Source organism: Frateuria sp. GZRR35, from assembly GCF_051900415.1.
GTDB lineage: Bacteria > Pseudomonadota > Gammaproteobacteria > Xanthomonadales > Rhodanobacteraceae > Frateuria_A.
In genome coordinates this window covers 70,203-93,350 of the sequence record NZ_JBHZGL010000006.1, presented here as the reverse complement: position 1 = coordinate 93,350, position 23,148 = coordinate 70,203, and the positions used below count along the sequence as shown (strand labels likewise).

Annotated in this window: 20 protein-coding genes; 7 read left to right on the top strand and 13 right to left on the bottom strand. The window is 67.6% G+C overall.

All coding sequences use genetic code 11. The features are described 5' to 3' along the window. The first annotated feature begins 4 nt into the window (after positions 1-4). The 4 genes from nadA to fabB all read left to right on the top strand — a co-directional run bounded on the left by nadA (position 5) and on the right by fabB (position 4,482). Entirely contained in the window at positions 5-1,030 is a 1,026-nt protein-coding gene (nadA, locus tag ACFWZ3_RS09115) for a quinolinate synthase NadA (protein ID WP_439707420.1), read from the top strand. Further along, positions 1,030-2,463, top strand: a complete 1,434-nt coding sequence (locus tag ACFWZ3_RS09110) for an L-aspartate oxidase (RefSeq protein WP_439707419.1) — start codon at positions 1,030-1,032, stop codon at positions 2,461-2,463. The genes nadA and ACFWZ3_RS09110 overlap by 1 nt, the downstream gene beginning before the upstream one ends. A gap of 295 nt (positions 2,464-2,758) precedes the next feature. Then, positions 2,759-3,274, top strand: a complete 516-nt coding sequence (gene fabA, locus ACFWZ3_RS09105) for a 3-hydroxyacyl-[acyl-carrier-protein] dehydratase FabA (protein WP_439707418.1) — start codon at positions 2,759-2,761, stop codon at positions 3,272-3,274. Continuing rightward, positions 3,274-4,482 (top strand): beta-ketoacyl-ACP synthase I, encoded by a 1,209-nt coding sequence (fabB, locus tag ACFWZ3_RS09100; RefSeq protein WP_439707417.1) that lies wholly within the window; start codon positions 3,274-3,276, stop codon positions 4,480-4,482. The genes fabA and fabB overlap by 1 nt, the downstream gene beginning before the upstream one ends. 210 nt (positions 4,483-4,692) lie before the next feature. Here the strand turns inward: fabB and ACFWZ3_RS09095 are convergent, their stop codons facing one another. Both ACFWZ3_RS09095 and ubiU read right to left on the bottom strand, forming a co-directional pair. Further along, complete coding sequence (locus ACFWZ3_RS09095) at positions 4,693-5,553, bottom strand: U32 family peptidase (RefSeq protein WP_439707416.1); 861 nt, start codon at positions 5,551-5,553, stop codon at positions 4,693-4,695. 14 nt (positions 5,554-5,567) lie between these two features. Further along, positions 5,568-6,680: a ubiquinone anaerobic biosynthesis protein UbiU gene (gene ubiU, locus ACFWZ3_RS09090; protein WP_439707551.1), complete on the bottom strand. Its 1,113-nt coding sequence runs from the start codon at positions 6,678-6,680 to the stop codon at positions 5,568-5,570. Positions 6,681-6,724: 44 nt separating this feature from the next. Here ubiU and ACFWZ3_RS09085 point away from each other — a divergent pair, with 44 nt between their 5' ends. Next, on the top strand, positions 6,725-7,195 hold the full coding sequence (locus ACFWZ3_RS09085) for a DnrO protein (protein WP_439707415.1): 471 nt from the start codon (positions 6,725-6,727) through the stop codon (positions 7,193-7,195). Positions 7,196-7,702: 507 nt separating this feature from the next. Here ACFWZ3_RS09085 and ACFWZ3_RS09080 read toward each other — a convergent pair. The 6 genes from ACFWZ3_RS09080 to ygiD form a co-directional block, all read right to left on the bottom strand. Beyond that, entirely contained in the window at positions 7,703-9,205 is a 1,503-nt protein-coding gene (locus tag ACFWZ3_RS09080; protein ID WP_439707414.1) for a UbiD family decarboxylase, read from the bottom strand. A gap of 256 nt (positions 9,206-9,461) precedes the next feature. Next, positions 9,462-10,583: a PLP-dependent cysteine synthase family protein gene (locus ACFWZ3_RS09075; protein ID WP_439707413.1), complete on the bottom strand. Its 1,122-nt coding sequence runs from the start codon at positions 10,581-10,583 to the stop codon at positions 9,462-9,464. A gap of 7 nt (positions 10,584-10,590) precedes the next feature. Next, a complete protein-coding gene (locus ACFWZ3_RS09070; protein ID WP_439707412.1) occupies positions 10,591-12,537 on the bottom strand; it encodes a pyridoxal phosphate-dependent decarboxylase family protein in 1,947 nt (648 codons plus the stop codon). Next, the gene (locus ACFWZ3_RS09065; RefSeq protein WP_439707411.1) at positions 12,534-12,938 is read right to left on the bottom strand and encodes a SirB2 family protein; all 405 of its coding nucleotides are present in this window, start codon (positions 12,936-12,938) and stop codon (positions 12,534-12,536) included. The genes ACFWZ3_RS09070 and ACFWZ3_RS09065 overlap by 4 nt, the downstream gene beginning before the upstream one ends. A gap of 117 nt (positions 12,939-13,055) precedes the next feature. Then, positions 13,056-15,338, bottom strand: coding sequence for a nitric-oxide reductase large subunit (locus ACFWZ3_RS09060; protein WP_439707410.1), 2,283 nt, complete (start codon positions 15,336-15,338; stop codon positions 13,056-13,058). Between the two features lie 128 nt (positions 15,339-15,466). Then, the gene (ygiD, locus tag ACFWZ3_RS09055; RefSeq protein ID WP_439707409.1) at positions 15,467-16,243 is read right to left on the bottom strand and encodes a 4,5-DOPA dioxygenase extradiol; all 777 of its coding nucleotides are present in this window, start codon (positions 16,241-16,243) and stop codon (positions 15,467-15,469) included. A gap of 178 nt (positions 16,244-16,421) precedes the next feature. On the opposite strand from ygiD, the gene ACFWZ3_RS09050 reads away from it, so the two are divergent. Both ACFWZ3_RS09050 and ACFWZ3_RS09045 read left to right on the top strand, forming a co-directional pair. Beyond that, a complete protein-coding gene (locus ACFWZ3_RS09050) occupies positions 16,422-16,994 on the top strand; it encodes an NADPH-dependent FMN reductase (protein ID WP_439707408.1) in 573 nt (190 codons plus the stop codon). Between the two features lie 192 nt (positions 16,995-17,186). Beyond that, positions 17,187-17,372, top strand: a complete 186-nt coding sequence (locus tag ACFWZ3_RS09045) for a hypothetical protein (RefSeq protein ID WP_439707407.1) — start codon at positions 17,187-17,189, stop codon at positions 17,370-17,372. A 257-nt stretch (positions 17,373-17,629) separates the two neighbouring features. Here the strand turns inward: ACFWZ3_RS09045 and ACFWZ3_RS09040 are convergent, their stop codons facing one another. The 5 genes from ACFWZ3_RS09040 to ACFWZ3_RS09020 form a co-directional block, all read right to left on the bottom strand. Then, positions 17,630-18,676 carry a hypothetical protein gene (locus ACFWZ3_RS09040; RefSeq protein WP_439707406.1) on the bottom strand — a complete coding sequence of 349 codons (1,047 nt, stop codon included), beginning with the start codon at positions 18,674-18,676 and terminating at the stop codon, positions 17,630-17,632. Positions 18,677-18,807: 131 nt separating this feature from the next. Then, positions 18,808-20,202, bottom strand: a complete 1,395-nt coding sequence (locus ACFWZ3_RS09035) for an amidohydrolase family protein (RefSeq protein ID WP_439707405.1) — start codon at positions 20,200-20,202, stop codon at positions 18,808-18,810. A 17-nt stretch (positions 20,203-20,219) separates the two neighbouring features. After that, positions 20,220-21,257, bottom strand: a complete 1,038-nt coding sequence (locus ACFWZ3_RS09030) for a lysylphosphatidylglycerol synthase transmembrane domain-containing protein (protein ID WP_439707404.1) — start codon at positions 21,255-21,257, stop codon at positions 20,220-20,222. Between the two features lie 38 nt (positions 21,258-21,295). Beyond that, positions 21,296-22,015 carry a phosphatase PAP2 family protein gene (locus tag ACFWZ3_RS09025; RefSeq protein WP_439707403.1) on the bottom strand — a complete coding sequence of 240 codons (720 nt, stop codon included), beginning with the start codon at positions 22,013-22,015 and terminating at the stop codon, positions 21,296-21,298. Positions 22,016-22,044: 29 nt separating this feature from the next. Then, positions 22,045-23,121 (bottom strand): hypothetical protein, encoded by a 1,077-nt coding sequence (locus ACFWZ3_RS09020; RefSeq protein ID WP_439707402.1) that lies wholly within the window; start codon positions 23,119-23,121, stop codon positions 22,045-22,047. Positions 23,122-23,148: the final 27 nt, after the last annotated feature.

Below are 23,148 nucleotides of genomic sequence, written 5' to 3'. Positions count from 1 at the left end.
CGCCATGTCCCCGCGAACCACTGCCACCGCGCCCGCCTGGCGCGACGGACTGGAGCACGAGTACGCCGAGCTGATGCAGCGGCTGGAGCCACTGGTTCCCTGCCTGGAACTGCCGATGCACCTGCCGTGGGTCGACGCGATCAACGCGCTCAAGCGCGAGCGTGGCGCGGTGATCATGGCGCACAGTTACCAGTCGCCGGAGATCTTCCATGGCGTGGCCGACATCACCGGCGACTCGCTGGCGCTGGCGCAGGCGGCAGCCGGCTGCGAGTCGGACCTGATCGTGCTGTGCGGCGTCCACTTCATGGCCGAGAGCGCGAAGATCCTGGCGCCGCACAAGACCGTGCTGATTCCCGACCTGGAAGCGGGCTGCTCGCTCGCCGCCTCGATCACCGCCGAGGACGTGCGCGCCCTGCGCGCGCAGCATCCGGGCGTGCCGGTGGTCAGCTACGTCAACACCTCGGCCGCGGTGAAGGCCGAGTCCGACGCCTGCTGCACCTCGGCCAACGCGGTGCAGGTGGTCGAGGCGATGGGCAGCGAGCGGGTGATCTTCCTGCCTGACCGTTACCTGGGCAGCCACGTTGCCACGCAGACGGACGTCCAGTTGATCCTCTGGCACGGCCAGTGCGAGGTGCACGAGAAATTCACCGCGCAGGAAGCGCGCCATGCGCGCGAGCGCTTCGATGCCAAGCTGGTGGCGCATCCCGAATGCCCGCCCGAGGTGCTGGCCGAGGCCGATTTCGTCGGATCGACCAGCGCGATGGGCCGCTGGCTGGAGCGCGAAAAGCCCGAGCGCGTCGCGCTGATCACCGAATGCTCGATGGCCGACAACCTGCGCACGCGCTTCCCGGCAACGCAGTTCATCAAGCCCTGCAATCTTTGCCCACACATGCAGCGCATCACGCTGCCCAACATCCACGCGGCGCTTCGCGACATGAAGCACGCGGTCGAGGTGCCCAGCGACATGGCCGCACGTGCCCGCCGCGCGCTGGAACGCATGCTGGCCGTGGGCCGGCGCGAGACCGTGTGATGCGCGCCGACGCGCCGGTGCTGATCGTCGGTGCGGGTGTCGCGGGCCTTGCCACCGCGCTCGCCGCCGCACCACGGCCGGTGCGCCTGCTGTGCCGCACGCACGATGGCGTAGGCAGCGCCAGTGCACTGGCCCAGGGCGGCATCGCGGCGGCCATCGATCCGGCTGATCATCCCGCGGCGCATGCGCGCGACACCCTGGTCGCCGGCGCCCACCACAACGACGCGACCGCCGTGCGCTGGCTCACCGACGAGGCACCGCGCACCGTAGCCTGGCTCGTCGCGCAGGGCGTGGCGTTCGATCGTGAGGAAGACGGCGCCCTGCGGCTCGGTCGCGAAGGCGGCCATGGCGTGCCGCGCATCGTGCATGCCGGCGGCGACGCCACCGGCGCGGCGATGGTGCAGGCGCTGCGCGCGCAGGCGCAACGCGCGTCGCACATCCAGTGGCGGGGAGGCGTGGACGTCGAGGCCTTGCTGTGGCGGGACGGCCGCGTGGTCGGCCTGCGCACGCGCGACGAACGCGGTCGCGAGGAAATCCATGACGCCGCCCGCGTGGTGCTTGCCACCGGCGGTATCGGCAGCCTGTTCGCACGCACCAGCAACCCGCCTGGTGCCGATGGCGCGGGCCTCGCCCTCGGCCTGGCCGCCGGCGCCGCGGCGCGCGACCTGGAGTTCGTGCAGTTCCACCCGACCGCGCTCGACCTGCCGCACCGGCAGAGCCTGCCGCTGGTCACCGAAGCACTGCGTGGTGCCGGTGCGCGGTTGCGCGACGCCCGTGGCCATCCAGTGATGGACGGCGTGCATCCGCTGGGCGATCTCGCGCCGCGCGACGTAGTGGCCCGTCGTGTGTGGCAAGCGTGCCAGGAAGGCGGTGTCTGGCTCGATGCCACCACCGTCACCGATTGGCCGTATCGCTTTCCGACCGTGCTCGCCGCCTGCCTGGAACACGGCATCGATCCGCGCAAAGCACCGATCCCGGTGACGCCCGCCGCGCATTTCCATATGGGCGGGCTTTCCATCGACCTCGATGGCGACACTGCCGTGCCCGGCCTGCATGCGGTGGGAGAGGTGGCCTGCAACGGCGTGCACGGCGCCAACCGGCTCGCCAGCAACTCGCTGCTCGAAGGCGTGGCCTGCGGACGGCAACTGGGCGCGCGATTGGCGACCCTGCCATGGGCAGCGCGCGGGCAGGGCGCAATGCGCTGGATCGAGCGTGGGCCGTCGCTGGATTCCGGCACGCTGGCGATGTTGCGCCAACTCATGTGGTCCGCCGCCGGGCCACAGCGCGATGCCGCCACGTTGCGTGAGGCGCTGCGCCAGTGCGGTCTCTGGCACGGCTGGCAGACGCGTCTGGCCGAGGCGCTGTTGCTGGCGGCGCTGCGGCGGACGGAGAGCCTTGGCGCGCATTGCCGGCGGGATGCGCTGGCGGCATAGCGGTCCGGCAAGGCTTCCCCCTTCCGCCCTGCGGGCACCTTCCCCCGCAAGCGGGGGAAGGATCACAAACGCGGCATCGCGATACGCAGGAAGGATCAGTCGACCCCGCGGCATCTCGAACCTGAGCCTTCCCTCGTTCCACGGGGGAAGGTGCCCGAAGGGCGGACGGGGGCACTGCGCCGTACACCGCACCCTCATGCGGCCAATCCGCACACCCCACACCCGCTTGACCCGAATCAAGGCCACCGCGCAGGCCGCTGACCAGACTGCCCGCACCTCCACTGAAGAACTCCCCATGACACGTCCTTCCTCGTTCGACCGCGACCAGCTGCTTGCCTGCGCCCGCGGCGAACTGTTCGGCCCCGGCAACGCGCGCCTGCCATCGCCGCCGATGCTCATGTTCGACCGCATCACGCACGTCGACGACCACGGTGGCGCCCATGGCAAGGGCGTGCTGCGCGCGGAGCTCGACATCCATCCGCAGCTGTGGTTCTTCGGCTGCCACTTCGCCGGCGATCCGGTGATGCCCGGCTGCCTCGGCCTCGATGCGATGTGGCAGCTCTCCGGCTTCTTCCTGCCGTGGCTGGGCGAACCCGGGCGCGGGCGTGCGCTGGGCGTGGGGCAGGTGAAATTCACCGGCCAGGTGCTGCCGAGCGCGAAGCTCGTGCGCTACGAGATCGATGTCCGCCGCGTGATGCGCGGCAAGCTCAACCTGGTGGTGAGCGACGGCAAGACCTTCGTCGACGACCGCCTGATCTACGTGGCCACCGACATGCGCGTGGGCCTGTTCCAGTCGACGGAGAACTTCTGATGCGCCGTGTCGTGGTCACCGGCATGGGCATCGTCTCCTGCCTGGGCAATGTGGCGGACACCGTCGCGCGCGCCCTGCGCGACATGAAGAGCGGCATCCGCGCGATGCCCGACTACGCCACCCGCGGCCTGCGCAGCCAGGTCGCCGGCGTGCCGCACATCGACCTGGAGGCGGCGATCGACCGCAAGCTGCGCCGCTTCATGGGCGACGCGGCGGCCTACGCCTACGTCTCGATGCGCTCGGCCATCGCCGACGCGGGCCTGACGCAAGAGCAGGTCAGCCACCCCCGCACCGGCGTGGTCGCCGGCTCGGGTGGCGGCTCCGCGCACTGGCAGATCGAAACCGCGGACCTGCTGCGCGAGAAGGGTGTGCGCCGGGTCGGCCCGTACATGGTGCCGCGCACGATGTGTTCGACCGTCTCCGCCACGCTGGCCACCGCGTTCGGCATCCTGGGCCTGAGCTATTCGCTCGCCGCCGCGTGCGCCACGTCCGCGCACTGCATCGGCACGGCGGCCGACCTGATCCGCCACGGCGCGCAGGACGTGGTGTTCGCCGGCGGTGGCGAGGAGGAACACTGGGGCATGACCGCGCAGTTCGACGCGATGGGCGCGCTCTCCAGCCGCTGCAACGACATGCCGACCGCCGCCTCGCGTCCCTATGACGCCGTCCGCGACGGCTTCGTCATCGCCGGGGGCGGCGGCATGCTGGTACTGGAGGACTACGAGCACGCCCGCGCGCGCGGCGCGCACATCCACGCCGAGCTGGTCGGCTACGGCGTGACCTCCGACGGGGCCGACATGGTCGCGCCGAGCGGGGAGGGCGCGGTGCGCTGCATGCAGATGGCCCTGGCCAGCGTCGAGCGTCCGGTCGACTACCTCAACACCCACGGCACCGCCACGCCGCTGGGCGACATCATCGAGCTCAACGCCGTGCGCGAGGTGTTCGGCGATGCCATGCCGCCGCTGTCCTCGACCAAGGCGCTGACCGGCCACTCGCTCGGTGCGGCCAGCGTGCACGAGGCGATCTACAGCCTGCTGATGATGCGCGGCGGCTTCGTGGCCGGCTCGGCGAATATCGACTCGCTCGATGAGCGCGCCGAAGGCTTTCCGATCCTGCGCGACACCCGCCCGGCGCGGTTGGCGACGGTGATGTCGAACAGCTTCGGGTTTGGTGGTACCAACGCGAGCCTGGTGTTTGCCAGGGTGTAGCTCCGGCAAGGCTTCCCCCATCCGCCCTTCGGGCACCTTCCCCCGCGCGCGGGGGAAGGAACAGCCTTGCGCGATGTGCCCGTGGAGCCTTTCGCTGCAACGTGGGAAGAACCGCTTCGCGCGATGCATCCCACTGAGCCTTCCCCCGCTACGCGGGGGAAGGTGCCGGCAGGCGGATGGGCGCATCCGGAGCGGGCGCTACCCGGCCACTTACATCCCCGGTTCTCCATGCCAGTACCCGTTGCGTACCCCGATCCGCGGCGGCGCTTGCGGGGAACGCCGTGCCAGGTGGAAGTGCGCCACCACCTCGGCCATCCCCTCGGCCTGGGGATAGAGCCGCAGCACGTCCACGCCCAGTTCGCGCAGCATCGGCAGCTCCGGTCCCAGGTCGGTGATCTCCTCGCCCTGGATCTGGATGCCGTTGATGCGCAGGAACGGTTTGCCTTCGCGGGTCGCCAGCGGCAGCCCGTCGGGGTAGTCGATGCAGCGGAAGCCGCACTGGTCCTTGGGTACGTCCAGCGCGCGGGCGGTGAAGCAGCGGGCGGAAAAGGAGAGCGGCAGGCGGCCGAAGGCGATCACCTCCAGCTCCGGCATCGCCTCGCCTTCGGCGAGCATCGCCTCGCGCAGTTCCCTGATCAGTGTGTGGCCCTGCTCGACGCCCGGCACCCAGCGGCGCAGGCCATCATCGATCAGCAGCTTCAGCGCGCGGTGGTTGTAGACGTTGAGCGTGGGTCCGGCGACGAAGGGCACGCCGCGTTCGCGGCACAGCTGCACGGCGGAGAGGTCGTTGGCCTCGATCCAACCGTTGCCTTCGGCGACCAGGCGCTTGACGACGCCCAGCTCCGACTCGGCCTCGATCAGCGCGAGCGAGGAGAGCACGACCTGCTTGCCGCTCCGGGCCAGTTCGGCGGCCAGCTCGATCCAGTCGCGGGTGGACAGCTCGCGGCGCTTGCTGCACACCGTCTCGCCCAGGTAGATGACGTCGACCGGCCACTGCACCGCCTCGCGATAGAAGGCCAGTGTGCGCTCGCGCGGCCAGAAGTACTGCAGTGGTCCGAGGCTGAGTTTCATGCGCGGTTCCTGCCTCAGTGCCAGCGGCGGTGGTAGGGGCCGAGGGTGGTCTGGTGGCCTTCGGCGTGCCGGGTCAGCGCCGATTGCCACGCGGGCTGCGTCGTCCAGGTGTCGGGCGCGGCGCGGTAGCGCTCCAACGCATCGCGCCAGGTACGGGTGACGGCGGTGACATAGGCCACGCCGCGCTGGCGGCCTTCGATCTTCAACGCGGCGACACCGGCCTTCGCCAGGCGCGGAAGCAGCTCGAGCGTGTTGAGGCTGGTCGGTTCTTCCAGTGCGTGGAACGTTTCGCCGCGCACGTCGAAGCGGCCTTTGCAGACGGTCGGGTACCCGGCCGGTTCGGACGGCTCGAACCTGTCGATCAGCACGTCGTTGAGGCGCACGCTGCGTCGGCCGTCGTCGTGTTCGTCCCAGCGCACGTACTTCGCCGGCGAGCACACGCCGTGGCGATTCGGCGAGGCGCCGGTGACGTAGCTGGAGAGCTGGCAGCGTCCCTCGACCATGATGCACAGGCTGCCGAAGGCGAATACCTCCAGCGGCACCGGGCTGGTCTCGCACAGTCGCTCGACCTGCTGGATCGAGAGCACGCGCGGCAGCACCGCGCGGCTGATGCCGAAGCGCTCGTGCATGTAGCGCAGTGCCGGCGCGGTGGTCGCCGAGCCCTGCACGGAAAGGTGCCGCGCCATCGCCGGGTGCGTGCGCGAAGCGTAGTCCAGCACCGCCAGTTCGGCCGCGATGATCGCGTCGCAGCCGAGTGCCGCGGCCTTGTCCACCGCCGCATGCCACTGCCCGAGGCGCGCGCTGTCCGGGTAGGTATTGAGCGCCAGGTAAACCTTGCGGCCATGCGCGTGGGCGTGGGCGATGCCCTGATGCAGCTCGGCATCGGAGAAGTTGAGGCCGGGGAAGGCGCGCGCGTTGGTTTGGTCGCGCAGGCCCACGTAGACCGCGTCGGCACCCGCCGCGATCGCCGCCTGCAGGGCCGGCAGGTTGCCGGCGGGACAGACCAGTTGCATGCGCACCTCGGTAACAGTGGAAGTGCGCGCATCGTGGTCGCCGCAAGCGGGCTCGGCGTTGACGTGGATCAGTTTGTCGCGGATCAATGCGCAGCCGACAGCGCTGGCTACCATTTCAGCCAACGCGGCACATCCGCCGCTTGCAGGAGCCCAGGCCCATGTCCCCGATGAAGCTGTCCGTCGTGCTGCTCGCCGTCCTCGCGGTGGCGCCGGGCGCCACCCGCGCCCAGCACGACCACGCCGCGCACGCGCACGTCACCCAGCCGGTGCCTCCGCCCGCCCAGCGCTGGGCGGCGGACGCCGCGCTGCGCGATGGCATGGGCCGTATCCACACTGCGCTGGAGGAGCTGCGTCACTACGAAATGGGTCACATGGACGCGACCATGGCGCTCGATCGCGTCGGCCTGATCGAACAGGCGGCCGCCGACATCTTCGCCAAGTGCAAGCTCGCGCCGGAGCAGGACGCCGTGCTGCACGGGATGCTGGTGCCCTTGCTCGGCGCCGCGCAGAAGCTCAAGGCCGATCCGCAGGACATGGCGCAGGTGCAGGCCATGCGCGACGCGGTGACGGACTATCCGCGGTATTTCGATGATCCGGACTGGACCGCGCCGGTAGTCCACACGCACTGACGCATCGTTCGTCGAGCAACGCTAGAAGCGCCCCACTGATCCTTCCCCCGTTTACGGGGGAAGGTGCCTAAAGGGCGGATGGGGGAAGCCAGCCGCGTGCTCCGTCCACCCCCATCCGCCTGTCGGCACCTTCCCCCGTAAACGGGGGAAGGCTCACTTGGTGGATCTCCAAGTGAGTCCCCGCACCCGCTAAACGCCCACGCCCGATCCTTCCCCCGCCTGCGGGGGAAGGTGCCCGAAGGGCGGATGGGGGAAGCCTTGCGGCCAACCTCCATTCCAAGCGGAGCGCGAAGACAGCCAGCCGCGCGCTCCGTCCACCCCCATCCGCCTGTCGGCACCTTCCCCGTGAACGGGGAAGGATCACTCGGTGGGTCGCCAGGTGAGTCCGCACGCCCGCTAAAGGCCCACGCCCGATCCTTCCCCCGCCTGTGGGGGAAGGTGCCCGAAGGGCGGATGGGGGAAGCCTTGCGGGAAACTCCCGCCGTCATACCGCGCCGGTAGCCGGACTCAGCTCTCGCAACGATGGACAGGTCGTACGGTCGGCCTGTTCGCCAAACTGCTCCACAGGGCTTCTACGCGTGCTTCCACCGCCGCATCCGGCGCGATCGGCATGCCCCAGGCGCGACTCGTTTCGCCCGGCCACTTGTTGGTCGCGTCGATGCCCAGCTTGGAGCCCATGCCGGCGACCGGGCTGGCGAAGTCCAGGTAGTCGATCGGCGTGTTCTCCACCAGCATCGTGTCGCGCGCCGGATCCACCCGCGTGGCGATGGCCCAGATCACCTGCGACCAGTCGCGCACGTCGACGTCAGCATCCACCACGATCACGAACTTGGTGTAGGTGAACTGGCGAAGGTAGGACCACACGCCCATCATCACGCGCCGTGCGTGGCCGGCGTACTGCTTGCGGATGGCGACCACGGCGACGCGGTAGGAGCAGGCTTCCGGCGGCAGGTGGAAGTCGACGATCTCGGGGAACACCTTCTGCAGGATCGGCACGAACACTTCGTTCAGTGCCATCGCCAGCACCGAGGGCTCGTCGAACGGTGCGCGGCCCATGTAGCTGCCGTGGTAGATCGCGCCCTGGCGCAGGCGCATGCGCTCGATGGTGAGCACCGGGAAACGGTCCTGCGCGTTGTAGTAGCCGGTGTGGTCGCCGAACGGTCCCTCCAGCGCGCTGTCGTCCGGATGGATGAAACCCTCGAGCAGGATCTCGGCGCCGGCGGGCGCGTCCAGGCCGGTCAGTTCGCTGCGCCACAGACGCGTGCGTTCGGCGCGCAGCAGGCCGGCGAATTCGTATTCGGAGAGCGTGTCCGGCACCGGCGCCACGGCGGCCAGCAGGGTGGCGGGGTCGGCGCCGATGGCGACCAGCACGGGGAAGGGTTCGCGCGGGCGGTCGAGGCGCCAGTCGGCGTAGTCAAGCGCGCCGCCGCGATGCGGCAGCCAGCGCATGATGATCCGGTTGCGGCCGATCACTTGCTGGCGGTAGATCGCCACGTTCTGGCGGCGCTTGGCGGTGCCGCGGGTGACCACCAGGCCGAGCGTGACCAGGCGCCCCGCGTCGCCCGGCCAGCAGTGCTGGATCGGCAGGCGGGCGAGGTCGATGTCGTCGCCCTCGACCGTTTCATGCAGGAAGGCCGCCTCGTCGACATGGCGCGGCGCAACGTGCGCCAGTTGCGCCAACTCCGGCCAGGTTGCGAGTGCCTGGCGCAGGTTGGCCGGCCAGCGCGGCTCCTTGATCGAGGCGAGCAACTGGCCCAGTTCGCGCAGGCTGGCGATCGGCCTCCCGGCGAGCGCCAGTTCGATGCGCCGGCGGTGGCCGAACAGGTTGCCCAGGAAGGCGTGGTCGGAGCCGACCGGGTGTTCCATCAGCAGCGCCGGGCCGCCTTCGCGCAGGGCGCGATGGCACAGGGCGGTGGTTTCCAGGTGCGGGTCGACCGGCGCCTGCAGACGGGCGAGCTGCTGCTGGCGTTCGAGCTGGGCGAGGAAGGAGCGCAGGTCGTGGTGGCTCATGGAGGGATAGTCGCGTGGAGGTCGGGCTAGGCTCCCAAGCTGCCTTGCGCGTTGCCTTGACGCGGGTCAGACGGGGCGTGCAGCACAAGCGCCTCATCCACCTGTCGGCGGCTCACACCTGATCCTTCCCCTGCGCGCGGGGGAAGGATCACTTGGGGAGTTGCCGGGTGGTTCGGACGATCGCAAGACGCACGCACTGGTCCTTCCCCCGCGCGCGGGGGAAGGTGCCCGAAGGGCGGGTGGGGGAAGGCTTGCCTCAGCCTGCCAAAGGGAAAGCAGGCGGCGTCCACGTGCCCGTCGCTATGCAGCGCTCCAGCACGGCTCGCGCCGGCGCGATGTCTACACCGCGTGCCGCCAGCCAGGCCGGGTCGAACAGGGTTTCGGCGTAGCGTTCGCCGGGGTCGCACAGCAGGCTGACGATGCTGCCGCGCTCGCCCCGTGCACGCATCGTCGCCGCCAGTTGCAGGCAGGCGACCAGGTTGGTGCCCGACGAACCGCCGTAGCGCCGCCCGAGCAGGTCTTCCAGCATCCACGCTGCGGCGATCGAGACGGGGTCGGGGACTTCGATCACGTGGTCGACCACTTCGAACAGAAAGCCCGACTCCACCCGCGGGCGCCCGATACCCTCGATCACCGTCGGCCGTTTGGCCACGGCCCGGCGATCACGCGTGCGCCAGCCCTGCACGAAACCGCTGCCGGAAGGCTCGGCGACGCACAGCCGTGTGTCCAGGCGGCGGTAGCGCAGGTAGCGGCCGATGGTGGCGGAGGTCCCTCCCGTGCCGGCGCCGCAGACGATCCATGCCGGCGTCGGCTGCGACTCGCGCGCCATCTGCTGGATGATCGATTCGGCGATGTTGTTGTTGCCGCGCCAGTCGGTGGCGCGCTCGGCCAGGCCGAACTGATCCAGGTGACAGGCGCCGCGGGAGGCGTGTCCGGCGGCGCGGGCGTGCACTTGCGCGGGGTCTTCGACCAGGTCGCAGCGGCCGCCGAGTGCCTGCACGTCGCGGATCTTGCGCGGCGCGGTACAGGCGGGCATCACCGCGGTGAAGGACAGGCCGAGCATCCGCGCGAACCATGCTTCGGAAATCGCGGTACTGCCGGAGGATGCGTCGACGACGTGCTGGCCTTCATGCAGCCGGCCGTTGCACAGCGCATAGAGATAAAGCGAGCGGGCCAGGCGGTGTTTCAAGCTGCCGCTGGGATGGGCCGCCTCGTCCTTGAAATAGAAGTCGATGCCGGGGAAGCCGGGCAGCGCGAGCTTGAGCAGGTGCGTGTCGGCCGAGCGCGCCGCTTCCTGCGCGAGTGCGGCGAGGGCGTCGTGTACCCAGGTGCGGTCGTGGCCGGTGCGGTGCGGTTGAAGGGGAATGGGACGGTCCATGGCGGTGTCAGCGATGCGTGGCGGCAAGCGCGCGCAGGCGCCGGGCCAGGTGGTCGAAGTAGCGGTCGATGTAGCTGATGCCGTTTTCGTGGTCGATCAGGTACGGGTTCATCAGCGTGTGGCGCAGGATCAGCAGGTGGTCTTCGCCGCCGTCGAACGTGTGCGGGTCCAGGCCCAGCGCGTCCAGGATGCGCCGCGTCTGCGCCTGGCCGAGCACGTCCGGACGCAGGCTGGTGACCGAGCCGAAGAACTCCTTCACCTGCAGCGGCTGGTGCACGTCGCATCGCAGCTCGTCGTGCAGCGCCCGCACGAAGGCATTGGCGGTCGCCGCGTCGCGGTTGCCGTGCAGGTTGATCGCCAGGCAAACCAGGTTGCTGTCCGGCGCGAAGGGCACCAGCACGTGCACGCGCCCGGCCAGCTCGTCCGCGCATTGCCGTGCCCGGGCGTGAAAGGCCTCGGCCGCCTGCAGGGTGGCGCGCGGCAGGCGGCCGAAGTGGGCGTGGTCCAGCGGCAGCACCTTGTGCGTGAAGTAGACCGCGGCCGCGGCGGCGCCCGGCTTGGAGCCTTCGGGGATGTACTGGCCGAGGCTGCGGTAGCGGGCGAGGTAGTCGGCCGGCGTGGCGCCGTGGAAGACGTAGTCGGCGCGCTCGGCCAGCAACGCCATGGCGCGGTGGTCGCGGCAGACGAAGGCGCCCGACCCGTAAGGCAGGTAGCCGAGCTTGTGCGGATCGACGGTCACCGAATCGGTGTCGCCCAGCGCGGCGAACGCGGCGTGTACGTCGGGCGTCGGGAAATGCGCGTAGTCGGCGGCCACTTCCTCGCGTGGACGCAGGCTGCCGTCCTCGTGGCGGAACACGGTGGCTAGGTAACCGCCCCAGGCGGCATCGACGTGCACGGCAAAATCCAGCCCCTGGGGGCGGCTGGCCTCGCGTGCCTTCAATACCTCGTGCACCGGATCGATCGTGCCGTACTCGGTGCCACCCAACACGGCCACGCACAGCAGCACCGGCTCGCGCGCCCGGGCGAGGCGCTGCAGTCGCTCGGCCAGAGCGTCGGCATCCAGGCGCATGTCGCGGGTGGGCAGCAGTTCGAGGTTCTCGCGGCCCAGCCCCAGCAGCTTGACACCCTTGCTCCAGGAGTAGTGCGCGGTGATCGGCGCCAGCACGCGTGGCACGCGCAATTGCGGATGCGCGGCGAAGAAGCCGGCCAGGCCACGCTGCTCGATGCGCTCGGCTTCCACCCAGGCGCGCCATTGCGCGCGCACCGGCGGCGCGAGCGCGGCCAGCCAGCGTTGCCACTGTTCCAGCAGCGCGATCGACGCGGCCGGGGAAAGGTTGAAGGCGCTCCAGTCGTCCTCGGGCAAGGCGAGATCGGGCACCTGCGCGGCGCGCAATGCGACGGGGAAGGCCTTCAATGCCAGCGCCAGGCGCAGCGCCTGGTAGTTGGCGACGGTGCCGCCGGAAGTGAGGTGGCCAAAAGCGCAGTCCGGTCGCGCGGGGTCGTGCGGGTAGCCGAGCATGCGCGCCAGTTGCAGGCCGGCCTGCACCTCCAGGTCGACGGTGACCGGCGCGGCATCCTCGCTGACGTTGTTGGGGTTGTAGGGCAGCGTGAGCATCTGCGCGGCCAGCCCCGGCAGCAGCAGGTCCGAAGCCATGTGGCCGATGTAGCGGGGGCTGTGGAACGGCACCGACTTCTTCAGCGCCGCCGAGAGCTGGTGCAGCTCGCGGCGCATGCGCGACTCGAACGCGAGGTAATCGGGATGGCGCGCGGCCGAGGTGGCGATCGCCGGCGGGTCCTCCGGGTGGAAGTTGCGCCGCCAGTAGACGTGGTCGCGCAGGAACTCGACCAGCAGCTTTTCCAGCAGCGTGTCGTTCTCGCCGTAGGGGCCAAGGAAGCAGGCATCGAGCGTGTGGTCGCGCAGCGATTCAGGCGGCAGGTCGAAGGCGGCGCTCATGCGAGCCACCCGTGCAGCCAGCCCATGGGGTGGTGCATGCGTGCGATCCCCAGGATGAAGACATATACCGCCACCGCGGCGGCCAGGAAGATTCGCCGCGCCCCGGCCGTACGCGCTCGCTTGAGCGCGAGGCTGCCGAGCACGACGTAAGCCACCACCAGCACCAGCTTCACCGTCAGCCAGCCGTTGGCGAAGTACGCGCCGGGCAGGATGGTGAGCAGCATCAGCGCGGCGGTGAGCAGCGTGGTATCGATGGTGTAGCTGAGATAGCGCAGCGGCGCCCACTGTGCGGCGCCGGCGTGGCCGACCTGCACCAGCACGCCCCGCAGCGCGAACAGCGCACCGCTGAGCAGGACGCAGGCGATGTGCACGGCCTTGATCTGTGGATAGAACTCGAACATGGCAGTCACGTGGTGGTGTAGGAGCACAGCCGGTGAGCGACCACGGAGCCGGTCGCGCGCGGGTGTGTTCCTGCAGGAGAGAATCAGGGCGCGCCTCGCGGCGCGCCCTGATGTCGGTCAAGCGTTCTCACTCACCGCCTGTGGCAGGGGTACCGCTGCAGGCTCGCGTTTGCCGCGCAGCCACAACGAGGCGACGAACACGCCCAGCAGCAGCGCACCCACAGCGAACAGGGTGTCGCCCGGCACGCGCATCCACACCAGCAGGTGGATCAGTGGACGGTCCATGAAGTGCTCGGAACGGGCGAACCAGTAGCCGTTGTCGAGCACCGCGGAGAGCTGCAGGATGCCCAGCGGCAGCAGGGTCAGCGCGGCCATCATGGTCAGGCCGATGTTGAGCGACCAGAACGCGCCCTTCAGCCAGCCTTCGCGCCATTGCGCCTGCGGCTTGATGCCGCGCAGGCAGAACAGCATCAGGCCCAGACCGAGCATGCCGTACACGCCCATCAGCGCGGTGTGGCCGTGCGTGGCCGTCAGGTTCAGGCCCTGCATGTAGTACAGCGCGATCGGGGTGTTGACCAGGAAGCCGAACAGGCCGGCACCGATCAGGTTCCAGAAGCTCACTGCCACGAAGAAAGTGATCGGCCAGCGGTAGCGGGCCATCCAGTCGGCCGCGTGCTGCTTCTTCCAGTTGTCGTACGCCTCCAGGCCGATCAGCGCCAGGGGCACCACTTCCAGCGCCGAGAAGCTCGCGCCCAGGGCGATGACCGCGGTGGTGGTGCCGGTGAAGTACAGGTGGTGCAGCGTGCCAAGCACGCCGCCGGCCATGAACACGATGGTGGCGAACAGCACGTTGACCGAGGCGCTGTGCGCGCGCAGCAGGCCCAGCCGGACGAACAGGTAGCTGATCACGGCGGTGGCGAACACTTCGAAGAAGCCTTCCACCCACAGGTGCACCACCCACCAGCGCCAGTACTCGACCATCGCGATGTGGGTGTGCTCGCCCCACATCAGGCCGGCGCCGTAGAGCAGGCCGATCGCGACGGTGGAAAGGAACAACAGGCCCACGATGTTGGAGGTCTCGTCGCGGCGCTTGATCGCCGGCCATAGCGCACGGCCGACCAGGAACAGCCAGAGCATCAAGCCGATGAACAGGAAGATTTGCCAGAAGCGGCCCAGGTCGGTGTATTCCCAACCCTGGTGGCCAAACCAGAAGTTGTACTTCAGGCCCATCTTGTCCATCACCGCGAACCACTGGCCGGCGAACGAACCAACCACGATCAGGATCAGGCACACCCACAGGAAGTTGACGCCCAGGCGCTGGAACTTCGGCTCATGGCCGCCGATCAGCGGCGCGATGTATAGGCCCGTGGCCAACCACGCAGTGGCGATCCACAGCACGGCCAGCTCCGTGTGCCAGGTGCGCGTCAGCGCATAGGGCAGGATGTTGGCCAGTGCGAAACCGTACGCCTGCTGGCCCTCGACCTGGTAGTGCGCGGTGGTGGCGCCTAGCAGGATCTGGGTCAGGAACAGGCCCATCACCGTCCAGAAGTACTTGGCGGTGGCCTTCATCGAGGGCGTGGGCTTGAAGTCGGCCAGCGGATCGCGTGCCGGCGGCACGGCGGGCTGTTCCTTGTGGCTCTGCACCGCGTGGTACCAGCCGAGCAGGCCGACCCCGAGGATCACGAACAGCACGCTGAAGATCGACCACATGAAGTTGCTGCCGCTGGGCCGGTTGCCCACCAGCGGATCGAACGGCCAGTTCTGCGTGTAGCTGACGCTGTGCCCGGGGCGCTCGGCCGCGGCGGCCCAGCTTGTCCAAAAGAAGAAGGCGGTGACGACGCGGCGGTGTTCCATCTCGGCGATGGTGTTCTCGCGCATCGCATACCCCTCGCGCAGCTTGTGCGTGGCCGGGTCGTTGCTGAACAGGCTGTCGTAGTGCAGCGCGACCGCTTCCATCGCGTGAGCGCGCAGCGGCGTGACGGTGATCGTGCCGTTGGCCGCGTTGTAGGTGTTGGTGCGTTCTTCGGACTGCACGCGCGCCTTCAGCGCGGCCTGGCGGCCGGCATCGAGCGAGGCGAACGAGGCGGCGCCTTCGTCGCGCGCAAGCAGCTCCAGCATCGTGGTCGCCTCACGATGCAACCAGTCGGCGCTCCAGTCCGGCGCCACCAGCGCACCGTGGCCCCAGATGGAACCCAGCTGCTGGCCACCGATGCTCTGCCACACCTGCCGCCCCTGCTCGATGTCGGCACGCGTATAGAGCGTATGGCCGTCCGTGGTGACCACGGCCGAAGGCAGCGGTGGCGCCTGCTGATGGACTTCCTTGCCGACCCATAACAGGACGGCGAACGAGGCCAGCAGCAAAGCCGCCAGCCCCAGCCAGAGTTTTCGGGTGGTACTCATTTACGCGTCTCCCTTGAGGACGCGCGCATGGTCGGGGGCGGGGCAGGGGGCGCTCTTGATTCAAGTCATGCGCGGAGCGGGCGGGAGCGTGGGCGATTTGTCGCAGGGCCTTACCGTGGCCGGCACGCTCAGCCGAACTGCACGCTCAGCATCGAGATCGAGCCGCCGTCCATACCCTCGACAGGGAAAGACACCGGCTCACCCGGAGCGCTGGCACCCAGCACGTACAGCAGCGGCAGGAAGTGGTCCGGCGTCGGCACCGACAGCTCGGCATCGCGGCCGAGCGATTCATAGTCCAGCAGCGGCTGGTGCTCGCCCCGCTGCATCAGCTCGCGCGCCAGCGCCTCGAAGCGCAGTGCCCAGTCGAAGGGTTCGACCGGGTGCCGCCCCCAGGCATAGGCGTGCAGGTTGTGCACCACGTCGCCGCTACCAACCAGCAAGATGCCTTCGTCGCGTAGCGGCCGCAGCAGCTGGCCCAGGCCATAGTGGAACGCCGGCGGCTGCGACTCGTCGATGGACAGCTGCACCACCGGTATGTCGGCCGCGGGGAATACATGCCGCAATACCGACCAGCTGCCGTGATCCAGGCCCCACGAAAGATCGGCGCGTACCTCCAGCGGCTGCAGCAGTTCGGCCACCCGGCGCGCCAGGTCGGGGTCGCCCGGCGCCGGGTACTGCACCTCGAAAAGCTCGCGCGGAAAGCCGCCAAAATCGTGGATCGTGCGCGGTGCGGCCATCGCGGTCACCGCGGTTTCGGGCACGTACCAGTGCGCCGATACCGACAACACCCCGCGCGGCCGCGGCAGCCGCTGGCCGAGCGCCGCCCAGGCTTGCGTCCAGGGGTTGTCGTGCAGCGCATTCATCGGATTGCCGTGTCCGAGGAAGAGGGTAGGCAGGCGGGTCATGGCATGGCTCCAGGAATCGAAGGGAACGTCACAAAGGCCTTGGTGCACAGCTACATAGTGGTGACATCCACGGCGTTAACCTGCCGCGATCAGCGCGGCTTCCTGTCGACGCCGATGCCGCTGCGAGGCGCTACCGGACCAGCCGAGGTGGCACGCCATCCTGCGAGGGGTTCTCCCCATGAAGACATTCAAGGTCGGCTACATCGTCGGCAGTCTTGCCAAGGGCTCCATCAACCGCCTCCTGGCCAAGGCGCTCGCCCGCCTCGCAGCGCCGGGAATGGAACTGGTGGAAATCCCGATCAAGGACCTGCCGCTGTACAGCTACGACTACGACGCCGACTACCCGCAGGTGGCGCGCGATTTCAAGCAGGCGATCGCCGACGTGGACGCGGTGCTGTTCGTCACGCCCGAATACAACCGCTCGATTCCCGGTGCGCTGAAAAACGCCATCGACTGGGCGAGCCGGCCCTGGGGCAAGAACTCCTTCGCGCGCAAGCCCTCGGGCGTCATCGGTACCTCGCCAGGCGCGATCGGCACCGCCGTGGCCCAGCAGCAGCTGCGCGGCGTGTTGTGCTTCTGCAACTCGCCACTGATGAACACGCTGGAGGCCTACATCCATTTCAAGCCGGGCCTGATTACCGAGGATGGAGACGTCACCGACGCATCCACGGCCGACTTCCTCCGCAACTACCTGAAGGAACTGCACGTCTTCATCGAACGCGTGCTCACCGTGCTGCCCAGGGAAGGCTAGCCCGCAGCGCGGGATGGCGGGCGGGACGGCAACAGCCAAGGAGGGCGGCGAATGTCGACGCCATCAACCGCTGTGCATCTCTGCATCCAATTTTACATAATAGACATTATGCGCAATTGCAGATATGGCTTGCTCGCATCGTTCACGGGGCTCATGGCGCCCTGCAATCCCTTGCGCGGCAAGGATTGCGGCATGGACCGTAAGCGCCTGAACTGGCACTACGATGACGACAAGCAAGAATTTTTCACCCCTCGCGGCCGACGCATCTCTCTCCACGAGATCGCCGGCATGCTCCACGCCAAGGCCGAGTGTCACATCGACCTTGAAGGACCCTGGAGCGGCTGGCGGATACGGTGCGGCGCTGATCCCTCCGCGTAGCACGATCCGAGAGCCCGCCTGAAACCGCACAACCTGGCCGCGTTCTTGCGGTGGCGAGCCAGCCTGTCGCCGACTCAATAGCCGATACCGGTTATCGGCGCAGGCCAGGGCTCAAGCATAAGCAAGCTGCCGCGGACCTCCACTGAAAGCAGATTTCGCGCTCGATGCGACAGCGATACAGGGGCACGTTGCCAACACCCTTTACGCCCTGGCGCTGTCGATATCCATCTTGGGGCCGCCGTCCAGCATAACGGTGCCTAGTGCGACGCTAGGCTGCGCGTCGCAGGCCCTCCCGTCGCTTTCCCTGAAGCGCCTGCAGCAATGGGCGCGACTTCCGAAGGGTCGAACGGCCATCGTTTGACGGGCAAGGCGACGTGGAAGTGCGCTGCAGCGTCGGTGAGGTTCATAGGCTCAAGCCGATCAATGGCGCGCTGCACGATCTTTCCACGCGATCCTTCGCGGCCGAGGGTCGCGGCGTAGCGAATGGCAGCGTGGCCGCCGATACGGTTGGAAAGGAAATCCTCTTCTTCGAACGCCGAAAATGGCGCGTAGAACACCTGCATGACCTCCATCATCCACGCACCGAAGACGGACGCACCCGGCACGTAACAGCCGGGATTGCTCGCCGTGGATATCACGTGCTTAAGATCCACCCAGCCGCCCTTTCTCGTGTACACGTAACGCGTGTGCTCGTTCATGCCGCGGCCGGCCAGTGTTTTCCACCAGTCCCGTTTGGCTGCATGGGCAATGGCCGCATCGACGATGGCGGCGATCTGGCCTGGGTCTGCGTATTGCTCCAGGTTTTCCCGGTCGTGCCAGGACGGTTTGCCCGAACCTGCCACAGGGTCAAGGGCATCGTAGGGTTCGATCCTGGGCGCGTCCCCCAGTACGAGACGGATACGAAATGCGTTCGACGCACCCTCTCGCACCGGCAAGGCGTACTCGCCAAGCGGGCGTCCGTGCAGATGCTTGAGGTAGCTGACCGTGAAGATGTGCTGCCCCGGAGAAAGAAAAAGGGTCGCCTCCTCCTTGCGGCCCAGAATCGCGACAGGGTGTCGGTCGACCAGCAGGACGGTATGGACGAAGGCGCCAACACTGCCCTTGTCACGAACGATCGTCACCGGGATACGTCGCTCGCCCTCTTTCTGGTCCCACTCGTGGGACAGGACGTTCGCCTCCTGGACCGGCCGTGCGGCCGACGGTTTCACCGCGCGCGAGGAAGACGCGCAACCGGCAAGAAAAGCACATGCCAATAAGCCAATGCCGAGGACCGTATGTCGCGCCCTGCCCTTCGTATTCGTCATTTGTCTTCTTCTCCGCGGAAATCGTTGATCTGTATAAGCAGTTCGCCGCTCAACCGGACACCAGTCATCGCTAGCGCATGCCAGACCAGCCAACGTATCGTTCTTCGCCAGAACCGCTGCATCGTCATGCATCAGTTCCAGGTGCCGGTGGGCGACGCGGGGCAGAGCAAGGCCTGCGCGTCTGGCCGTGCAAGCGCGTGGCGGAGAAACCTGGGGCCGCATACATAGCCTTCCGGCGTGCATTGCCCAGGCGGCAGCTCCACGCAATCGTTCGCCTCGACAAATGTGCCGAGCGCGCCGGCCACGTCCTGCGCGGCGAACTTGAAGCGGCCACCCACGAGGACAAACACCGTGTCTTGGCCCTGAGCGGCCAGGATGTCGCGCGTGGCGTCTGCCACATCACCGTGTAGCCGTAGGCCGACAATGTCGGCAAGCGCCCCGGATTGCAGGACACCCAGCTGGCCCTGCATGCCGATGGCAGCCGCGGGATGGACGGTCATCATGTCGAGCAGCGTCTGGTCGCTCAGCCCGGGGCCGGCAGGCGTGACCGTACGGGCGTAACGGGCTTCGGCGAGCAGGGTCGGCGATCCACTCGGCAGCCAGTCGGTGCCGAGGCTCACGGACACGCCGTTGCGCATGAGTACGTCCACCGACGCCGTCGTGCCGTACAGCTCGATGTTGCTCCGCGGCGACCACAGCATCGATACGTGCAACGCCGCCATACGGGCAGCCATCGCATCGTCGACGCCGATCGCGTGAACCAGCGTCAGCGGCTCGGTCTGCGCATACGCCGCACGATTGTCCAGCAAGCAATCCAGCTCGGCCCTCGCTGCCGCATCCACACCTTCGCCAGCATGTACCAAGGTCGGTCGATCGCCCTTGACGAGACGCCGGCTCCTGCAGTCCACCGGTGCCCCGAGAGCTGATCTGCCGAACGGAAAGGTGATGTTTCTTACCTTAGGAAACCAGCCGGCATCGGGATTGCGCGTCAGCCCTTTGGCTTGTCCGCGTCCGGCCAGGGTAGTCGTGCCGGAGAGCAAATGGCGTAACTCGACCAGCCCGATGGGCTGCCGCCTGCCCGTCCTTCGAACCTTCTGGCCTGGCCAAAGACGGGGATCACGCTGCCAGTCACGATGGGAGGCCAGCGGATGCGCTGGCGAGGGCAGTGGATGTCCTGTGCTGTAGTTGAGGTGCTCGTGGAGGTTGATGAGCCCGGCCATCGTGATGGTTCCCGGGCAGTCCAGCATGGCGGGCTCGGCGGAATCGCCATCGGCGCAACCTACGTGCCCGATCTTGCCGGTTCGCTCCACCGCGACAGTGCCTCCCACGTAGAGACGGTCGCCCACCAGCACGTTGGACCGGAGCGTCCAATTGCCGCTGGCAACATGACCGGTAGCTACACACGACGCGGACGGCTTTGCATAGGACGGCAGGCATCGAACGATTTTCACTGCTCGGGACGGGGCGGCCATAGCCCAGGCCATGGCTGAAAGCAGGAGCGCGCTTCGTACGGTGAACCTCGGCATGGTCGCTTCCTTGTGGCTCATCCCGGCTGGCGTGCAGCGGATGGAGTGGCTACGCGGGCTGCGCGCAGGTCGTCTGCACGGCGCAACCCCGGTACGTCCGAGGGACGGCCGACGAACGCCGCCATCGTGACTGTCGCTATAACAAGAAAGTTGACCAGCGAGAGAAGCGAGAAACCCATCGCCTGGCCGGAACTCACGCCGAGAGTGGACAAGGCACCCGCGATGGCCACTTCGCGGGTACCGATGCCGCCAATGGACAGGGGCAGCGAGGCCACCACGGCGGCCATGGTCACGATTGCGAAAGTGGCCAGCGGGTTGATCTGTGCGGAGATCGCTCTGCAGAAAAGCCAGGTCTGTATGACGATAAGCGCCTGCGAGAGGACCGACACACCGAAGGCGGCCAGCAATGCCCGCCGGCTTAGCGGCCGGGAAGGCAGCGGCGCAGTCTCTTCCACCAGCCCGAAGCGGCGAAGTGCGCTCCCGGCGAGGCGCTCGACCTGGACCTGAAGCCATCGTGGAAAGCACAGCAGAAGTACGGAGATCAGCAGCAGCACCATCAGTGCAACGCGGACGCCGGCCACTACGTTGGACGCTTCGCCCGAACCGATCGAGGCGCTGAAAGCGGCCGCGATGACGAGCGTCGGCACAACGTCGAAAATGCGATCGAACACCACCGAGGCCGCCGCTGATGGGAGCGATGTCGCGTGATCGCGGGCCATCCATATCCTCACCAGCTCGCCAAGCCGCCCGGGGCTGACCAGCCCCAGGAAAAAGGCAGCGGCGTACACGCGCAGCAGCCGAACGATGGGCAGCGCCCGGCCGATGTCCGCCATGATGAGATTCCAACGCCATGCGCGCACGGCCATCGTCAGCACACCGAAGCTGACACCTGCCGCCGCATAGGGCATGCGCAAATCTGCATAGCCCTCGTGCAAATGTCCCAGGATTCGTGTCTTGGCGCATAACCAGCCAAGCAGTCCGATGCCGACGGCGAGCCGGAACCAGCGCGACTTCATCAGCGCGAGCCATCGCCTTGGCATTCCCTTGTTGTCCATGCGTTTCCCCTCCCCTTTCGCCCGCGACGGATCTACGCTCATGGCCTTCCCGCCATGCGATCTGCACGTAGCGCCATCGGCACACACCCGCAGATCAGACCGACGTAAAGGCCTGCCAGGATGTCGCCCACGAAGTGCGTGTTGGTCAGGACGAAGAACGCCAGTGATACAGCCGTAAAGGCGATCAATGGCCAGCGCGCGCGGGGGTAGATGATCATGATCGGAACGACCATGGCGATCAGCGAGGCCGTGGATCCTGAGGGGAACGCGCTGTACTGCTTGTCCGCTCCGTGGAAGAAATTGAACAGGTGGATCCCGTCGTTCACGTAGCCATGGCTGACAACGCAATCGGACAGGTTTTTCGATGCCCCGACGTTCATCACCTCGCGCGGCCAGGTACGGCCGAACATCAATTTCAGTACGCTCTTGACCTCCAGCGAGATCAGTAGCGCGGTGCTCACGATGAACCAGTCGTGTTCCGCGCGAAGCGCCGGCGTGTGACGGCGGCGCACGATGTAGACGATCATGTAGAGCATCGCGATCGGGGTCGCCACGATTGGCGTGTCGAGCAGCCATCGCATCCACAGGTGCGTGTCCAGGCCGTGGGCATGGATCCAGGATGCAAGCGGAAGGTCGATCCATCGGATCGACAGGATGACGACCACGGCCGTAACGATCCCGCCCAAGGTCAGCAGGCGATAGACAGCCCGCCAGGTCGGCCAGGCATGCGGTGGGGTGGATGCAGTGATGGATGCCATGTGGGGCGTTCCTTGCTTGGATTCCATGGTCACTCCGCGCCCGCCTGGTCCGCCGCAGGTGCGGGATGCGCGCGGCGGCGGCGCTCGACGCCGGTGATTTCCTCGGCGAAGCGTTCGTTGAACTGGCGCTTGTGGTCGAGGTAGCTCGAAACGAGGCCGAGCTTCGCCATGAGCCGGATCAGCTGGAAGGGAATATCCACCTGCCCCGGCCTGAAAGCCGTGTTGGCCGACGCGCGAAATGCATGGTGGTTGTTGTGCCACTCGCCGGCGAGATAGCCGTAGAAGCGCTGGTTCAGCGCATGTGAGCGTCGATCGAAGTCCCAACCGTCCACTTGGGACGATTCGCCATTCCTGGCGTGGCCGCGGAAATTGAAGTCGCGCACGATGGCATGCCAGCAGAACTGGACGGCGAGCCATGCCATGAGCAACGGCATGCCGCCGATCGCGTAGAACACCCCCACCCACAGCAGTGTCGCGAACAGCCAACGCGCCAGGTAATGCGGGATGGATTCCACGCAGGCCCAGCGCTGGAAGCTTTCATAGGACGAAAACGGCATGCCGACGTGCGCCAGCCGCGCCTTCAGATGCTCGTATTGCGACCGACTCATGTCCGTGTCGATTTCGAAGTACGAGGCGGCGTAATTGCCGAGCCAGCTGAGTTGCGGTCCGTTCGGATCGTCGTCCGTATCGGATTTGGTGTGATGCACGTGATGCACCAGCGCGTAGACTTCTTCGCGGTATCCCAGCGGGTTGAGCCAGAGGATGATCCTCGGGATGACCGGGTGCGCGAACTGAAACGCGCGGTGGCTGACGAAACGGTGATACCAGATCGTGTTTGCCACGTTCGCCAGAAACATGAACATGGCGAAGTAGGCGACCATCGTCCAGACGCTGACGTAGCGCGCAAAGAAGATTACGGTGGGAACGACCATGAGAAAGTGGCCGAACTCGAACAGCGCGTGCAAGGTGCGCCTTCGGTCCGACAGGAAGTTCAGTGATCGCCCGTACTGGCGAAGCGCTTCTCTGAACGAAACGGGCTTGCGGTTGCCATCCGCATCCCTCAACGAGTAGGCGCGCGGAAGAAGTCTGTAGCTGTGGTCGCTCACGGGTGGGTCCTCGGTGTTCCGCGTTGT

Coding starts and splice junctions, on each gene's coding strand:
- ACFWZ3_RS09070 (WP_439707412.1), bottom strand. CDS start 12,537: ATGAGCGCCGCCTTCGACCTGCCGCCTGAATCGCTGCGCGACCACACG.
- ACFWZ3_RS09080 (WP_439707414.1), bottom strand. CDS start 9,205: ATGAGCCACCACGACCTGCGCTCCTTCCTCGCCCAGCTCGAACGCCAG.
- ACFWZ3_RS09025 (WP_439707403.1), bottom strand. CDS start 22,015: ATGGCATCCATCACTGCATCCACCCCACCGCATGCCTGGCCGACCTGG.
- ACFWZ3_RS09045 (WP_439707407.1), top strand. CDS start 17,187: ATGGACCGTAAGCGCCTGAACTGGCACTACGATGACGACAAGCAAGAA.
- ACFWZ3_RS09075 (WP_439707413.1), bottom strand. CDS start 10,583: ATGGACCGTCCCATTCCCCTTCAACCGCACCGCACCGGCCACGACCGC.
- fabA (WP_439707418.1), top strand. CDS start 2,759: ATGACACGTCCTTCCTCGTTCGACCGCGACCAGCTGCTTGCCTGCGCC.
- ACFWZ3_RS09095 (WP_439707416.1), bottom strand. CDS start 5,553: ATGAAACTCAGCCTCGGACCACTGCAGTACTTCTGGCCGCGCGAGCGC.
- ygiD (WP_439707409.1), bottom strand. CDS start 16,243: ATGACCCGCCTGCCTACCCTCTTCCTCGGACACGGCAATCCGATGAAT.
- fabB (WP_439707417.1), top strand. CDS start 3,274: ATGCGCCGTGTCGTGGTCACCGGCATGGGCATCGTCTCCTGCCTGGGC.
- ACFWZ3_RS09040 (WP_439707406.1), bottom strand. CDS start 18,676: ATGACGAATACGAAGGGCAGGGCGCGACATACGGTCCTCGGCATTGGC.
- ACFWZ3_RS09110 (WP_439707419.1), top strand. CDS start 1,030: ATGCGCGCCGACGCGCCGGTGCTGATCGTCGGTGCGGGTGTCGCGGGC.
- ACFWZ3_RS09060 (WP_439707410.1), bottom strand. CDS start 15,338: ATGAGTACCACCCGAAAACTCTGGCTGGGGCTGGCGGCTTTGCTGCTG.
- ACFWZ3_RS09085 (WP_439707415.1), top strand. CDS start 6,725: ATGTCCCCGATGAAGCTGTCCGTCGTGCTGCTCGCCGTCCTCGCGGTG.
- ACFWZ3_RS09050 (WP_439707408.1), top strand. CDS start 16,422: ATGAAGACATTCAAGGTCGGCTACATCGTCGGCAGTCTTGCCAAGGGC.
- ACFWZ3_RS09030 (WP_439707404.1), bottom strand. CDS start 21,257: ATGGACAACAAGGGAATGCCAAGGCGATGGCTCGCGCTGATGAAGTCG.
- nadA (WP_439707420.1), top strand. CDS start 5: ATGTCCCCGCGAACCACTGCCACCGCGCCCGCCTGGCGCGACGGACTG.
- ACFWZ3_RS09065 (WP_439707411.1), bottom strand. CDS start 12,938: ATGTTCGAGTTCTATCCACAGATCAAGGCCGTGCACATCGCCTGCGTC.
- ACFWZ3_RS09035 (WP_439707405.1), bottom strand. CDS start 20,202: ATGCCGAGGTTCACCGTACGAAGCGCGCTCCTGCTTTCAGCCATGGCC.
- ubiU (WP_439707551.1), bottom strand. CDS start 6,680: ATGGTAGCCAGCGCTGTCGGCTGCGCATTGATCCGCGACAAACTGATC.